Origin of the sequence: Streptomyces sp. MS06 (assembly GCF_047200655.1) — a bacterium.
Lineage (GTDB): Bacteria > Actinomycetota > Actinomycetes > Streptomycetales > Streptomycetaceae > Streptomyces.
Genome location: NZ_JBJZOJ010000041.1, coordinates 23,491 through 37,383, shown reverse-complemented (window position 1 = coordinate 37,383; position 13,893 = coordinate 23,491). Strand labels below are relative to the sequence as shown.

Here is a 13,893-nt window from a genome sequence, read left to right as displayed (position 1 = left end):
GGTCGTCCCGCTCGTCCCGCCTCGGTCGGCGGGGCGGGGTGCGCGCGGGTGCACCAGGCGCCCGGGCGCCCCGGCACCCGGCGCGCACGCGACGGGGCCCGGGGGCGGACCCCCGGGCCCCGTCGCGGTCGACGGCGCCGGACCGGCGTCAGCCGAGCGGCAGGCCCTGCAGGGGCAGCGCCTGGGCCGGGGACCCGTGGGTCAGGCCGTCCGCGGGCAGCCCGTCCGTGGGCAGCCCGCCCTGCGTCGCCGTCTTCGCGGTGTCGCCGAGGAGGCCGCCCGCGGCCCCGCTCGCCTCGCCCGCGGTCTTCTGCGCCATCGGCGCCGCCTTCTCCACGGCCTGGCCGCCGGTCCTGCCCGCTGCGGGCACCGCCTGCTCGACCGTCCTGCCGCCGGTGTCACCGGCGACCCCGGTGGCGTGCTGCACCGCGCCGTCCGCGGTGTTGCCGACGCTCCCCGTGTCCAGGGCGGTCAGCCCGCCGAGGTTCGGGGCCGCGGGCAGTTCGGGGGCCGCGCTGGCGGAGCCGGCCGCACCGACCCCGGCGGCCGCTCCCGCTGCGACGAGCAGCGCGGTACGGGCGATCCGGCGGGTCAGGGGGAGGGACATGATGCTCCTTCGACGGGAGAGAACGTGAACCGTCCGACTGCGCCCGGCTCGTGGGCCACCGGCGGTGCTTCGGGCCGACAGTCCGCCGTCCGGGCTCGGACGCAGTGACTACCGCTCGAGGTCTGCGAAGGTTGCGGCGGGCCGACGCAAAGAGTTGGCAATGCGTCGCATTATCGGCTACGGATAAAAACGGACAAAAGGCTTCCGGTCGGAAAGTCCGCCGAATCCCCAGAACCCTTTGTTCCCAAGGGTTCCGCCGGATTCGAGGGTGACGCCACGAAAAACTGCGCACCCCCGGGTCCGCGCCGCCCCCGCACAACCCGTGCGAGTGAGGACCCGTACTACTGCCCGGTGGTGATCCGGACCGCGTCCGCGTCCCCTCCGGGCGCCGGACCGCTCCCGTCCGGTCCCGTTCCCTCCGAACCGTCCGCCTGTCCCGCGCCGCCCTTCCCGTCCGCGGTGCCCTCCGCTTCGCGCGCCTGCGTCCGCACCGTGCGCCACCGGCTGTCGGTCCCCCCGGCGACCCACTCCCGACCGGCGTAGCGCACCCGCTCGATGTGCAGCGCGGAGGAGTTGGCCACCGCCCAGTGGGCGAGCTGCCAGCCCCGCTCCTGCCGCGGCCGCGCCGCGGAGCCGTCCGCCCGCTCGGGCACCGGTACCGTCACCGTCCGACCGCTCGCTCCGGCGGTCCCCGAAGGCGCCGGTGCCGCGGTCGGCGAGCCGGCGTGCACCTGCGCACCGGCCTCCTCCAGGGCGCCGCGCCCGAAGTCCCGTACCAGCGCGGCCCGCACCGCGTCCGGGCCCGCGGTCCGGTTCGGCCCCGGCCGACCCTCGCAGGTCAGCGTGGCCGCCGAGCGACCGGTGAGAGCGGCGGCCAGCAGCGCCGCGTCGGGCTCGTGCTTGGCGTACGCCTCCGGGAACCCGCTGCGCTGCACCCGCTGCGCGGCCACCGTCAGCGGCAGCCGGGTGTAGCCGGGCACCTTCACCAGGTGCTCGTAGAACATGCCCGCCGCGTACGTCGGGTCCATGATCTGGCCCCGGGTCCCCCAGCCCTGCGAGGGGCGCTGCTGGAACAGGCCCAGCGAGTCGCGGTCCCCGTGGTCGAGGTTGCGCAGCCCGGACTCCTGGAGCGCGGTCGCCAGCGCGATCGTCACCGCCCGCTCGGGCAGCTCGCGGTTGGTGCCGACGGCCGCGATCGTGGCCGCGTTCACCGCCTGCTCCGGACTGAAGACGTAGGCCGCACCGCCGCCCCGGCCCGAGACGACCCGGCAGCCGGGGCCGCCCGATCCGCCGGTGACGTACTGGACCGCGAGGTAGCCCGCGACCGCGGACAGGACCGCCGCGGCCGCGACGAGACGCAGGAGGCGGGCGCGACGCTTGGGGGAGGTGGGGGACGGCTCTCGCACGCGGTACAAGGTACTGGAGCCCCGCCGACGGGCCCAGTGTCAGTGCGGACAAGCGTGCGCACGACAGGTGTCCGCCCCCGGGCGCTAGGGTCGGGACCATGGCCGAAACCCCGCTTGACCTCACGCTGGACGCCGCCGCGCTCACCGCGCGGCTCGTCGACCTCCCCTCCGAGAGCGGCACCGAGAAGCCGCTCGCGGACGCGATCGAGACGGCCCTCGCCGCCCTGCCGCACCTCGCGGTGGACCGGCACGGCAACAACGTGGTCGCCCGCACCCGCCTCGGCCGCGCCGAACGCGTGATCCTCGCGGGCCACGTCGACACCGTCCCGATCGCGGACAACGTCCCCTCCCGGCTCGACGACGAGGGCGTGCTGTGGGGTTGCGGCACCTGCGACATGAAGTCGGGGGTCGCGGTGCAGTTGCGCATCGCGGCCACCGTGCCGGCCCCGAACCGCGACCTGACCTTCGTCTTCTACGACAACGAGGAGGTCGCCGCCGACCTGAACGGCCTCGGGCACGTCGCCGACGCCCACCCGGACTGGCTGCACGGAGACTTCGCGGTGCTGCTGGAACCCTCGGACGGCCAGGTGGAGGGCGGCTGCCAGGGCACCCTGCGGGTGCTGCTGCGGACGAGCGGCGAACGGGCCCACTCGGCACGTTCCTGGATGGGCGCCAACGCCATCCACGCGGCCGCCCCGATCCTCGCCCGGCTCGCGGCCTACCAACCCCGCAACCCGGTGATCGACGGCCTGGAGTACCGCGAGGGCCTGAACGCGGTCGGCATCTCCGGCGGAGTGGCGGGCAACGTCGTCCCGGACGCGTGCACGGTGACCGTCAACTTCCGCTACGCGCCCGACCGCACCGCCGAGGAGGCCCTGGCGCACGTGCGGGAGGTCTTCTCGGACTGCGGGGTGACCGAGTTCGTGGTCGACGACCACAGCGGTGCCGCGCTGCCCGGCCTGTCGCATCCCGCGGCGGCCGCCTTCATCGAGGCGGTGGGCGGCACCCCGCAGCCCAAGTACGGCTGGACGGACGTCTCCCGCTTCTCCGCCCTCGGCGTCCCGGCCGTCAACTACGGCCCCGGCAACCCGCACCTCGCGCACCGGCGGGACGAACGCGTCGAGACCGCGAAGATCCTCGCGGCGGAGGAGCGGCTGCGGGCCTGGCTGACCGCCTGAACCGCCCGGGACACCGGCCCGGTCCGGCCCCCCTCGCGCCGGTCGGCCCGGCCCCTGCCGGTCGGCCCGGTCACCGTCTGCCGACCGGCCCCGGCGTCCCGCCCGTCTACCGGCCCCGGCGTCCCGCCCGTCTACCGGCCCCGGCGTCCCGCCCGTCTACCGGCCCGGCGTCCCGCCCGTCTACCGGCCCGGCGTCCCGCCCGTCTACCGGCCCGGCGTCCCGCCCGTCTACCGGCCCGGCGTCCCGCCCGTCTACCGGCCCGGCGTCCCGCCCGTCCACCGGCCCGGCGTCCCGTCCGGGTCGGCGGACGGGGCGCCGGTTGTCCCGCCCGCCGACCGCCCGCGCGTCCCGCCGGGTGCCGGTGCCCGCGGCCGCAGGCGCCCGGCGTGCCGGTGCCGCGGGCGCCGGTGCGCCGGGCCGGCACCCGGTTCGACGCAAGGGGCTTCGAGGAGGGACACGCCCGCGTCCTCCCTCCGTAACCCTCGTGGATCTACGCTGAGGTGCCAGCAGCGTCGGACGGAGGGAGCGCACATGGCCACCGGCAACCCCGAGGGCAAGCACCGGCCACCCGAGGAGCAGCGCCTCGGCCCGGTCCTGCGGCGGCGCGGTCAGGTGACGGCGAGCACCACCGACCAGCGCCTGCTCGACGCGGGAGGGCCCACGGACTGGGTGCACACCGACCCCTGGCGGGTCCTGCGCATCCAGTCGGAGTTCATCGAGGGATTCGGCACGCTGGCCGAACTCCCCGCCGCGATCAGCGTCTTCGGCTCGGCACGGACACCGGCCGACTCGCCCGAGTACGAGGCGGGCGTCCGCCTCGGCCGGGGCCTGGTGGACGCCGGGTTCGCCGTGATCACCGGTGGCGGGCCCGGCGCCATGGAGGCGGCCAACAGGGGGGCCTGCGAGGCGGGCGGCACCTCCGTCGGACTCGGCATCGAGCTGCCGTACGAGCAGGGACTCAACCCCTACGTCGACATCGGGCTGAACTTCCGCTACTTCTTCGTGCGGAAGATGATGTTCGTCAAGTACGCGCAGGGCTTCGTGGTGCTGCCCGGCGGCCTCGGCACCCTCGACGAGCTGTTCGAGGCCCTGACCCTGGTCCAGACCCGCAAGGTCACCCGCTTCCCCATCGTCCTGTTCGGCAGCGCCTACTGGGGCGGACTGGTCGACTGGATCCGCGGCACGCTGGTGGCCCAGGGCAAGGCCACCGAGAAGGACCTGCTGCTCTTCCACGTCACGGACGACGTGGAAGAGGCGGTCGCCCTGGTGTCGAAGGAGGCCGGCCGCTGAGCGGTGCGGGCGGAGCCGACCGGGGCGCGGCCGCCCCGGGGCGTCGCGGCGAGGGGCGCGGGGCCACCGCGGGCGGCGCCGGTGGCGCGCCCGCGCCGGGGCGCCCCCTCAACCGGACGCGTCGGTCACGCCAGACCCCGCCGGGCCACGGCCGGCGGGCGGTGCCCCGCGATCGACGCCACCATGTCCAGCACCTGCCGCGTCTCGGCCACCTCGTGCACCCGGTACACCTGCGCCCCGAGCCAGGCGGACACCGCGGTCGTCGCCAGCGTGCCCAGCAGCCGTTCCTTCACCGGTTTGTCCAGCGTCTCACCGACGAAGTCCTTGTTGGACAGCGACACCAGCACCGGCCAGCCGGTCGCGGCCATCTCGTCCAGCCGCCGGGTCGCCTCCAGGCTGTGCCGGGTGTTCTTGCCGAAGTCGTGCCCCGGGTCGATCAGCACCGACTCCCTCGGCACGCCCAGCTCCACCGCCCGCTCGGCCAGCGAGACCGTCACCCGCAGGATGTCGGCCACCACGTCCTCGTACTCCACCCGGTGCGGCCGGGTGCGCGGCTCGGCGCCGCCCGCGTGGGTGCACACCAGCCCGGCCCCGTGGCGCGCCGCGACCTCCGCGAGCCGGGGGTCGACCCCGCCCCAGGCGTCGTTCAGCAGATCGGCGCCCGCCTCGCAGACCGCCTCCCCGACCTCGGCCCGCCAGGTGTCCACGCTGATCACGACGTCCGGGAAGCGCCGCCGCACCTCGGCGACGAACCCGACCGTCCGCCGCGCCTCCTCCTCGGCCGTGACCTCCTCGCCCGGACCGGCCTTGACCCCGCCGACGTCGATGATCGCGGCCCCCTCGGCCACCGCCTGCTCGACGCGTGCCAGCGCCGGCTCGTCGCGGAAGGTGGCGCCCCGGTCGTAGAAGGAGTCGGGGGTGCGGTTCACGATCGCCATGACCACCGGCTCGTGCGCGCCGAATTCACGCCTGCCCAGCCTGAGCATCCCCTGTGACCTCTTCCGGTATGTCGCGGTCTTCGACTGCCTGCGACCCTAACCGCCAGCCTCGCATGGCACGATCGGACCCTGACAGCAGACTCGGCCCCCGGCCCGCGCCCGGACGCCGAGCACACCGAAACCTGGGGAAGCAGCGATGGTTATGTTCTTGTTCCTGGTCGTCGCGCTCGCCGTCGTGGTCGCCGCGGTGACGCTCGCCGTGGTCGGCGGCGGCGAGGGCACCGGCCCGCTGCCCGAGGCCGCCCCCGAGCGGCTGTACGACCCGCTGCCCCCGGACCGGCCCGTGGACCGCGGCGACATCGACGGCCTCCGCTTCCCGCTGGCCGTCCGCGGCTACCGGATGGACGACGTCGACGTGGCCCTCGACCGCCTCGCCGCCGAACTCGACGAGCGCGAGGCCCGCATCGCCGACCTGGAGTCGGCCCTCGCCGGCGCGCGGGCCGCCGCGCACGGCCCGCAGGACACCGGCGGGGACGAGGCGCAGGAGGGCGGACAGTGAACGCCGGCACGGCACTGGCCGGCCCGGACGGCGCGCCGCGCTGCCCGTGGGCGCTGTCCGCCCCGGACTACACGGCCTACCACGACGAGGAGTGGGGCCGCCCCGTCCACGGCGACCAGGCGCTCTTCGAACGGCTCAGCCTGGAGGCCTTCCAGTCCGGCCTCTCCTGGATCACCATCCTGCGCCGCCGCCCCGGCTTCCGCGCCGCCTTCGCCGACTTCGACATCGGCAGGGTCGCCGCCTTCACCGACGACGACCGGAGCCGGCTCCTCGCCGACCCGGGCATCATCCGCAACCGGGCCAAGGTCGACGCCACCCTCGCCAACGCGCGGGTGCTGTCCGGCTGGGCGCCCGGCGAACTCGACGAGCTGATCTGGTCCCACGCCCCGGAACCCGCCGGCCGCCCCGCCCCGCGCGCCCTGTCCGACGTCCCCGCGGTGACCCCGGAGTCGACGACCCTGGCCAAGGCCCTGAAGAAGCGCGGTCTGCGCTTCGTCGGGCCGACGACGGCGTACGCGCTGATGCAGGCCTGCGGTCTGGTCGACGACCACCTCGACACCTGCGTCGCGCGCCGCCGGCCCTGACGGCCGCCGCGTCAGCGGCCCAGGTACTTCGGCTTCTCCTTGTCGACGAAGGCCTGTACGGCGATCGCGTGGTCCTCGGAGGAGCCCGCCCGGGTCTGCAGCTCGTCCTCCTTCTCCAGCGTCTGCGCCAGGGAGTGCGACAGGCCGTAAGCCACCGACTCCTTGAGCGCCGCGTAGGCCACCGTCGGCCCCTGGGCCAGCCGGCGGGCCGTCTTCTCGGCCTCGGCGCGCAGCTCCGACGCCGGGACCAGCCGGTTGGCGATGCCCAGCTCGTGCGCCTCCCGGGCGCTGATGTTGCGCGGGAACAGCAGCAGGTCGGTGGCGCGTCCGGGGCCCACGACCCGGGGCAGCGTCCAGGAGATGCCGGAGTCGGCGGTCAACGCGACCCCGGCGAACGACGTGTTGAACGCGGCCGTGTCCGCGACGATCCGGTAGTCCGCCGCCAGCGCGAACCCGAAGCCCGCGCCCGCCGCCACCCCGTTGACCGCCGCGACCACCGGCTTGGCCGCCTCGGCCAGCGCACGCACGATCGGGTTGTAGTGCTCCTTGACGGTGCTCATGGTCTGCCCCGAGCCGGACTCCCGGTCGGCGGCCAGCAGGCCGATGTGCTCCTTGAGGTCCTGCCCCACGCAGAACGCCCGGTCGCCGGCGGCGGTCAGCAGCACGGCCCGCACCGCGGGGTCGTGCTCGGCGGCCCGCACCGCGTCCCGGAGGGCCACCTTGGCCGCGACGTTCAGCGCGTTCATCGCCTCGGGGCGGTTGAGCGTGATGGTCGCGAGCCCGTCCTGCACCTCGTAGAGCACGCTGTCGGCCATGGTGGGTCCCTCCGCTGTCGGGCCATCGGCGTACCGGCCGGTACGCCTGGGGTACGAAGGACAGCATGACGGAGATCGCGGACGGTGACCCTGGGCGGACGTGTGACCTGCGTCAAACGGAAGGCGGCGGATTTCGGACGCCGGGCGTCCGCGAGGTGGCGCAGTATCGCAGCCACCTCCCCGAATTGAGTGGTTTTGCTCGCGCGCGTTGCCCAAGCGATGCCGACCGATGTTGGTCATCGGGTCCGGAGATGCGGGATAATGGCCGGGAAGCAATGTGTTCGATGCCGGTGACGCGTGTCCTGGGTTTCGGAACCCGGACCGCGCGTGCCCTCCCAGGGGCCGTCGGCTGTGGCGATGAGCTGGTTTCAGGAAGGGGAACGAGCATGGCGGCCATGAAGCCGCGGACGGGTGACGGCCCGCTCGAGGTGACCAAGGAGGGGCGGGGCATCGTCATGCGCGTTCCGCTCGAAGGCGGCGGTCGGCTCGTCGTCGAGCTGACCCCTGATGAAGCCGACGCTCTCGGCGACGCCCTCAAGAAGGTCGTCGGCTGACGCGGAAGCGACCATACCTTTTCGGCCGCCCCGGCACCGCACCCGGTGCCGGGGCGGCCGTACGTCTGCCGGGCGGCCGCGGAAGCGGGGAGCCGCCCAGGGCCAGGTCCTCCGCCGAGTCCCGGGGAAGCACCGAATCCCCCGGAGGAGGGGCAGCGGCGTCGCCGGTCGTCGCCGCCGCACCGAGCCACCGCTCGGCGCTCAGCGCTTGACGGCGCACAGCAGCCCGTCGCCGACGGGCAGCAGGGAAGGCACCACGTCCTGGCTCTCACGCACGGCCCGCAGCAGCTCCCGGATCCTTATGACCTCCGTGGGCTGCGGCCCGGAGTCGACGGTGCGGCCGGCGGCGAAGACGCCCTCGAAGACCACCAGGCCGCCCGGACGCAGCAGACGCAACGATTCAGCGAGGTAGTCCAGGAGCTCCAGCCGGTCCCCGTCGCAGAAGACGATGTCGTACCCGGAGTCCGCCAGCCGGGGCAGCACCTCCAGGGCACGGCCGGGTATGAAACGGGACCGGTTGGCGGCGAAGCCGGCGGCGCGGAACGCCTCCCGGGCGAACTGCTGGTGCTCCGGCTCGGGGTCGACCGTGGTCAGCACCCCGTCCGACCGCATGCCGTGCAGCAGATGAATACCGGAGACACCGGTCCCGGTGCCGATCTCCGCCACCGCCTTCGCGTCCACGGTGGCGGCGAGCAGGCCCAGCGCGGCGCCGGTGGCGGGCGACACCGAGCGCAGCCCTGCCGCGCGGGCCCGGTCGCGGGCCCAGCGCAGCGCGTCGCCCTCGGCGACATAGGCGTCGGCGAACGCCCAGCTCGTCTGCCGGTTGCCGGTAATGGCCCTCTCCCGTCCCCATGGTTGCCTCGGCGTGACTGTATCCGTTGGTGCCGGGAACCCGCAGATGGGACCGCGCGTTAACAAGGAGTGGAAAGGACCGCGGGGGGCACGGTTGGATCACGACGAGGGACGGGACGCCGAGCAAGTGCTGACGCAGACGTATGAGCCGTGTCAGCCCAGATCAAATTCTCGTAAAACCGCTTATCCGGTCCTAACGGGCGAGGTGGCTATGGTAGGGGCTCCACTGGACACCACCAGAGCTGACAGGGGAGGTGCGGCTGCGCCCGAGCATCGGGGAGGAGTGCTGCGGCGCTTCCTCGGGTCGGCGGGCAGGCCGAGATCCGTGACCGACACCGCTGACCACAGCCACGCCGCCGGCTCCACCGCCGTGCGGACCCAGACCGCGACCTTCAGCGGCGACGCGGACGGCCAGGCGTGGACTCCGCCCACCTGGGAGGAGATCGTCAGCGCGCACAGCGGCCGGGTGTACCGGCTCGCCTACCGGCTCACCGGCAACCAGCACGACGCCGAGGACCTCACCCAGGAGGTCTTCGTCCGCGTCTTCCGCTCGCTGTCGACGTACACCCCGGGCACCTTCGAGGGGTGGCTGCACCGCATCACCACCAACCTCTTCCTGGACACGGTCCGCCGCAAGCAGCGCATCCGCTTCGACGCCCTCGGCGAGGACGCCGCGGAACGCCTCGCCAGCAAGGAGCCCACCCCGCAGCAGATCTTCAACGACGCCCACCTCGACGCGGACATCCAGCAGGCGCTGGACACCCTCGCGCCCGAGTTCCGGGCCGCCGTCGTGCTGTGCGACATCGAAGGACTGTCCTACGAGGAGATCGCCGCGACCCTCGGCGTGAAGCTCGGCACCGTCCGCTCCAGGATCCACCGCGGCCGTTCCCAGCTGCGCAAGGCCCTCTCACACCGTTCGCCCGAGGCGCGCGAGCGCCGCTCGCCGGCGGCCGTGGTGCCCGCGCTGGGAGGAGGGGGCGCGTCCGCGTGAGTGGATCACGTCCTGACCCCGCAGAGCAGCACCTGGGAGACCGACTCTCCGCCCTGGTGGACGGCGAACTCGGTCACGACACGCGTGAGCGCGTACTGGCGCACGTGGCCACCTGCCCGAAGTGCAAGGTCGAGGTGGACGCCCAGCGCCGCCTGAAGAACGCCTTCGCGGAGACCGCACCGCCGGCACCCTCCGAGAGTTTCCTGGCCCGCCTCCAGGGCCTGCCCGGGGGAGGCGGGACGGACGGCGGCGGCTCACCGCTGGACGGAGGAGCGGCCGGCGGTCACCCTGCGGGGCCCGGTGCCTTCGGGACGCGGCCCGGTGGCGCGCTCTTCGACCTCGGCCCGTCCCACTCCGGCCCGCCCGGCAGCATGCTGCCGGGCGGTGCCGCCGACCGGGGCTTCCGCATCCACGCCGTCGGCCGGAGCGAGCCGGAGCGGTCCGCCTCGCGCGGGCTCCGGTTCGCCTTCGCCGCCGCCGGTGCGGTGTCCCTGGCCGCGCTCGCACTGGGCGGACTGGCGCCCGGCGCGCCGATCGACATCGACGGGCGCGGCGGCAGCAACGTCACCCCGGCACGCCCCCAGGGAGCGGGCTCCGCGACGGCACCGGAGAGCCAGCGGCGACGCACTACCGGCCCGCTGTTCGCGCAGGGCGCCGGGCAGGGCGGCCTGCTCGGGCAGGCACCGGCGGCCTCCACGGCCGCGACCGCCCCGCTGGTCCCCGGCGTCCTGCCCCCGGCCGGCGAACCGGACGCCGGTGACAAGCTCACCGCGTCGGTGATGGCCGGGGCCGCCGCCGTCTCCCCGCTGATACGCCCCCTCGACGTGCACGCGCCGATCGCGCTGCCCGAATGGCATCCCGCCGCCTCCGGCACACCCACCCCGGGCCTGCTCGCCGCACCGCTGCCGGATGCCGCCGTTTCCCCCGGTGCCTCCAGCGCCCACTGACCGGCCGCTGCGCGGCCGCCCGAACGCCTGGTTGAATCCGGGGTGGACCGCGCCCGCATTCAGCCGGGCGCCCAGTGGACGATCCACGGCGGAGTCCGAGCGACACCGGCCGCGGCCGGCTGTGGGGAGAGCATGAACGAGGGGAAGCCCGCACGGGACTCATCGGCGGGGCCGCAGGGCACCGATCCGGCGGCGGCCGGGGCCGCCCGGGACGCCCGTACGCCCGGCGCCCCCGCCGACCCGGAGCCGGAGACCCCCGTCCTGCCCGGCCCGTCGGACGGCGGCGACTTCGAGCTGCGCCCCGCCGGCGCTCCCGGTCACCGCGCCGCGTCCGAGGCTCCTCCCGAGCCCCTCCCGGCCGCCGACGCCGCGGCCCCCGCCCCGGCCGTAGGAGCCACGGCGCGTCCGGCCGCGCCGGGAGCGCCCGCCACGGATGCCACACCGGCCCTGGACGCCATTCCCGCCACGCGCGCTGCTACCGCCACGGGAGCCACGGACGGGGGAGTAGCCGGGGTGGCCGGGGAGGGCGACCGCGGCCGAAACAGCCGCCAGGACGGCGAGGACGGCCGGGACGGCCGGGACGGCTGGGACGGTGAGGACGGCCGGGATTTCCGGGACCTGGATGTGCAGGGGCGCCGGCCTGCCGGGACCGACGCAGGTGGGTCCTGCGGACCGGCACCCGCGCCCTCGGACGGGTGCGTGCCCGGCTCACCCCCGGTGCCGCCGCCGTCGCAGGAGCCCGCCGCCCCGCCGGCGCCCCTGCACGACCCCGACCCGTACAGCACCCCGCCCTACGGCGAGCCGGGTCCGTGGGCGCCTGCCCCGCCCGTGCAGCACCCGGCGGCCACCCCACCGCACGGCACCCCGCTTCCGCCTCCCGCCCCCGCACCCGCGGAGCCCCGGCCCGGCACGGCGCAACCCGGCTCGGCGCACCCTGCCCCCGAGGCGCCCCGGCCCCCGGTCGGCGGCGGGACTCCGCTCGCGCCGCACACCACCGGTCCCGCCCCGGTCTCGTCAGCCGCCCCGGTCTCGTCAGCCGCCCCGGTCCCGGCCCCGCCCCCGGGCCCCCTCCAGGGGACGCCCGCCACCGACGCCCCCGCCGACCCCTGGCGACGCTACGACCCGTGGGCGGCCGCCCGGACAGCCGCCCGACCCCTTGCGGGGACCGGGCCGCTGCACCAGAACGGCGCCGCCGTGCCGAGCGAGCGACGGCGGCGCGCCCGTGGCCGACGCACGCTCCTCGGCGCGGCCCTCGCGCTCGCGCTGCTGTCCGGCGGCGTCGGCGGTGCCGTGGGGGCGTACCTGGAGCGCAACGGCGGCCCCGGCACCGTGGAACTGCCGCAGGCCGGGCCGGAGCCCACCGAACGGCCGGCCGACAGCGTGGCCGGGATCGCGGCCCGCGCACTGCCCGGCGTAGTCACCCTGCACGTCACCGGCAGCGAGGAGTCCGGCACCGGTACCGGGTTCGTGCTCGACACCCGGGGCCACATCCTGACCAACGACCACGTGGTCGAACCCGCGGGCAGTGACGGCCGGATAACCGTCGTCCTCGACGGCGGCCGGACCGCGACGGCGGAGGTGGTGGGCCGCGACAGCGGCTACGACCTCGCAGTCGTCCGGGTCAGCGGGGTGAAAGGGCTCCGGCCGCTGCCCCTCGGCAACTCCGACAACGTCCGGGTCGGCGATCCGGTCGTGGCCATCGGCGCCCCCTTCGACCTGGAGGGCACCGTCACCTCCGGGATCATCAGCGCCAAGGAGCGGCCCGTCACCGCGGGCGGTGGACCGGGAGACGGCAGCGACGTGTCGTACGTGGACGCCCTGCAGACCGACGCGGCCATCAACCCCGGCAACTCCGGCGGCCCGCTCCTCGACTCCCGGGCCCGGGTGATCGGCATCAACTCCGCCATCCGTTCCGCCGACGCCGACCCGCAGGACGGCCGGGCCGGCTCCATCGGCCTGGGCTTCGCCATCCCGATCAACCAGGGCAAGAGGGTCGCGGAGGAACTCATCAACACCGGCAGGGCCACCCATCCGGTCATCGGCATCACCCTCGACATGCAGTACACCGGCGACGGAGCCCGCGTCGGCACCCGCGCCGACGACGGAGGTCCCGCCGTCACCGCGGGCGGCCCGGGCGATCGGGCCGGCATCGAGGCAGGCGACGTCATCACGGCCGTCGACGGCCGGCCCGTCCACTCGGGTGAGGAACTGATCGTCAGGACCCGCGCCCACCGCCCGGGCGACCGGCTGGAACTGACCGTCCGGCGGGACGGCCGGGAACGCGGGATCTCGCTGGTGCTCGGCTCCGCCGGCGGCAGCTGACGGTGCCGGGGAAGGGAGTGCCACGGGAAGGGAGTGTCACGGGCGGGCGCCGACCCGCAGCCGCCGCCGTACCCGCGGCGATCCGGCCCGCCGGGCGGAGACCCGGTCGTTTTCGTCCGTCCGGAAACCTCGGGACCGTACCGGCCGGAGGCGCACGACAGGTACCGTGGAACGGGCCCGAGGACTCGCAAGGAGCTACAGGTGTTCAATGACATAGGACCACTCGAGCTGGTCACGCTCGTCGTCCTCGCCGTGCTCGTCTTCGGTCCGGACAAGCTTCCCAAGGTCATCCAGGACGTCACTCGTACGATCCGGAAGATCCGCGAGTTCTCGGAGAGCGCCAAGCAGGACATCCGCCAGGAGCTCGGCCCGGAGTTCAAGGACTTCGAGTTCGAGGACCTCAACCCCAAGAAGTTCGTCCGCAAGCACCTGGACGACGACGACCTGGGGCTGAAGGAGATCCGCACCACCTTCGACCTGAAGAAGGAGGTGGCCGAGGTCACGGACGCGGTCAACGGCAGCGGTTCCGGAGCCGCCTCCTCCGCGTCGTCCTCCTCCGGATCCTCCGGCGGCTCGAAGCCCGGGCGTGTCGATATGACGAAGAACGCGGAGACACCGGGTCAGGATGTGCGCCCCCCGTTCGACGCGGACGCCACCTGAGCCCGGTGCCGGGGTCGTCCCCGCCGGTCACGACGTTGCCGGCGGGGCGCACACCCGCCGGAAGGCGTGACACTTCTCATACTCCGTCGGCGCGCCGCGCAGCCTGAACCGGCCGCCCCGACGACCCACGCACCGGTCGGTTTCGCTGCTGCCAGGAGCAAGGTGGCTATGCTGCCGAGTTGTTGTGCG

General features: G+C 74.9%; 14 protein-coding genes. 9 read left to right on the top strand and 5 right to left on the bottom strand.

What is annotated here, in order from left to right; translation table 11 throughout:
- Positions 1-148: 148 nt before the first annotated feature.
- Both ACL02U_RS21730 and ACL02U_RS21725 read right to left on the bottom strand, forming a co-directional pair.
- Positions 149-607, bottom strand: a complete 459-nt coding sequence (locus tag ACL02U_RS21730) for an ATP-binding protein (protein ID WP_412792550.1) — start codon at positions 605-607, stop codon at positions 149-151.
- A gap of 341 nt (positions 608-948) precedes the next feature.
- Positions 949-2,013 carry a heavy metal transporter gene (locus tag ACL02U_RS21725; protein ID WP_412792549.1) on the bottom strand — a complete coding sequence of 355 codons (1,065 nt, stop codon included), beginning with the start codon at positions 2,011-2,013 and terminating at the stop codon, positions 949-951.
- A gap of 98 nt (positions 2,014-2,111) precedes the next feature.
- Between ACL02U_RS21725 and dapE the strand changes: the two genes are divergently transcribed.
- Both dapE and ACL02U_RS21715 read left to right on the top strand, forming a co-directional pair.
- Positions 2,112-3,191, top strand: coding sequence for a succinyl-diaminopimelate desuccinylase (gene dapE, locus ACL02U_RS21720; protein WP_412792548.1), 1,080 nt, complete (start codon positions 2,112-2,114; stop codon positions 3,189-3,191).
- A 532-nt stretch (positions 3,192-3,723) separates the two neighbouring features.
- Positions 3,724-4,482 (top strand): TIGR00730 family Rossman fold protein, encoded by a 759-nt coding sequence (locus ACL02U_RS21715; protein WP_412792547.1) that lies wholly within the window; start codon positions 3,724-3,726, stop codon positions 4,480-4,482.
- A 125-nt stretch (positions 4,483-4,607) separates the two neighbouring features.
- On the opposite strand, the gene folP is transcribed toward ACL02U_RS21715, so the two are convergent.
- Positions 4,608-5,468, bottom strand: coding sequence for a dihydropteroate synthase (folP, locus tag ACL02U_RS21710; protein ID WP_412792546.1), 861 nt, complete (start codon positions 5,466-5,468; stop codon positions 4,608-4,610).
- Positions 5,469-5,616: 148 nt separating this feature from the next.
- On the opposite strand from folP, the gene ACL02U_RS21705 reads away from it, so the two are divergent.
- Both ACL02U_RS21705 and ACL02U_RS21700 read left to right on the top strand, forming a co-directional pair.
- Complete coding sequence (locus ACL02U_RS21705; RefSeq protein ID WP_412792545.1) at positions 5,617-5,979, top strand: DivIVA domain-containing protein; 363 nt, start codon at positions 5,617-5,619, stop codon at positions 5,977-5,979.
- Complete coding sequence (locus ACL02U_RS21700; protein ID WP_412792544.1) at positions 5,976-6,563, top strand: DNA-3-methyladenine glycosylase I; 588 nt, start codon at positions 5,976-5,978, stop codon at positions 6,561-6,563. Before ACL02U_RS21705 ends, ACL02U_RS21700 begins: the two co-directional genes overlap by 4 nt.
- 11 nt (positions 6,564-6,574) lie before the next feature.
- Here ACL02U_RS21700 and ACL02U_RS21695 read toward each other — a convergent pair whose 3' ends face one another.
- Complete coding sequence (locus ACL02U_RS21695) at positions 6,575-7,378, bottom strand: enoyl-CoA hydratase/isomerase family protein (protein WP_412792543.1); 804 nt, start codon at positions 7,376-7,378, stop codon at positions 6,575-6,577.
- A gap of 386 nt (positions 7,379-7,764) precedes the next feature.
- On the opposite strand from ACL02U_RS21695, the gene ACL02U_RS21690 reads away from it, so the two are divergent.
- The gene (locus ACL02U_RS21690) at positions 7,765-7,932 is read left to right on the top strand and encodes a DUF3117 domain-containing protein (protein ID WP_003966491.1); all 168 of its coding nucleotides are present in this window, start codon (positions 7,765-7,767) and stop codon (positions 7,930-7,932) included.
- Positions 7,933-8,133: 201 nt separating this feature from the next.
- On the opposite strand, the gene ACL02U_RS21685 is transcribed toward ACL02U_RS21690, so the two are convergent.
- Complete coding sequence (locus ACL02U_RS21685) at positions 8,134-8,832, bottom strand: O-methyltransferase (protein ID WP_412792576.1); 699 nt, start codon at positions 8,830-8,832, stop codon at positions 8,134-8,136.
- Positions 8,833-9,067: 235 nt separating this feature from the next.
- On the opposite strand from ACL02U_RS21685, the gene sigE reads away from it, so the two are divergent.
- The 4 genes from sigE (at position 9,068) to ACL02U_RS21665 (ending at position 13,704) form a co-directional block, all read left to right on the top strand.
- A complete protein-coding gene (gene sigE, locus ACL02U_RS21680; protein WP_412792542.1) occupies positions 9,068-9,775 on the top strand; it encodes an RNA polymerase sigma factor SigE in 708 nt (235 codons plus the stop codon).
- A complete protein-coding gene (locus tag ACL02U_RS21675; protein WP_412792541.1) occupies positions 9,772-10,722 on the top strand; it encodes an anti-sigma factor family protein in 951 nt (316 codons plus the stop codon). Before sigE ends, ACL02U_RS21675 begins: the two co-directional genes overlap by 4 nt.
- A gap of 624 nt (positions 10,723-11,346) precedes the next feature.
- Positions 11,347-13,044: a trypsin-like peptidase domain-containing protein gene (locus ACL02U_RS21670; protein WP_412792575.1), complete on the top strand. Its 1,698-nt coding sequence runs from the start codon at positions 11,347-11,349 to the stop codon at positions 13,042-13,044.
- 201 nt (positions 13,045-13,245) lie between these two features.
- Entirely contained in the window at positions 13,246-13,704 is a 459-nt protein-coding gene (locus tag ACL02U_RS21665) for a sec-independent translocase (RefSeq protein ID WP_412792540.1), read from the top strand.
- Positions 13,705-13,893: the final 189 nt, after the last annotated feature.

Excerpts from the sequence above, each read along its gene's own strand:
- ACL02U_RS21730 (WP_412792550.1), bottom strand. The coding sequence starts at position 607 with ATGTCCCTCCCCCTGACCCGCCGGATCGCCCGTACCGCGCTGCTCGTC.
- dapE (WP_412792548.1), top strand. The coding sequence starts at position 2,112 with ATGGCCGAAACCCCGCTTGACCTCACGCTGGACGCCGCCGCGCTCACC.
- ACL02U_RS21715 (WP_412792547.1), top strand. The coding sequence starts at position 3,724 with ATGGCCACCGGCAACCCCGAGGGCAAGCACCGGCCACCCGAGGAGCAG.
- folP (WP_412792546.1), bottom strand. The coding sequence starts at position 5,468 with ATGCTCAGGCTGGGCAGGCGTGAATTCGGCGCGCACGAGCCGGTGGTC.
- ACL02U_RS21705 (WP_412792545.1), top strand. The coding sequence starts at position 5,617 with ATGGTTATGTTCTTGTTCCTGGTCGTCGCGCTCGCCGTCGTGGTCGCC.
- ACL02U_RS21695 (WP_412792543.1), bottom strand. The coding sequence starts at position 7,378 with ATGGCCGACAGCGTGCTCTACGAGGTGCAGGACGGGCTCGCGACCATC.
- ACL02U_RS21690 (WP_003966491.1), top strand. The coding sequence starts at position 7,765 with ATGGCGGCCATGAAGCCGCGGACGGGTGACGGCCCGCTCGAGGTGACC.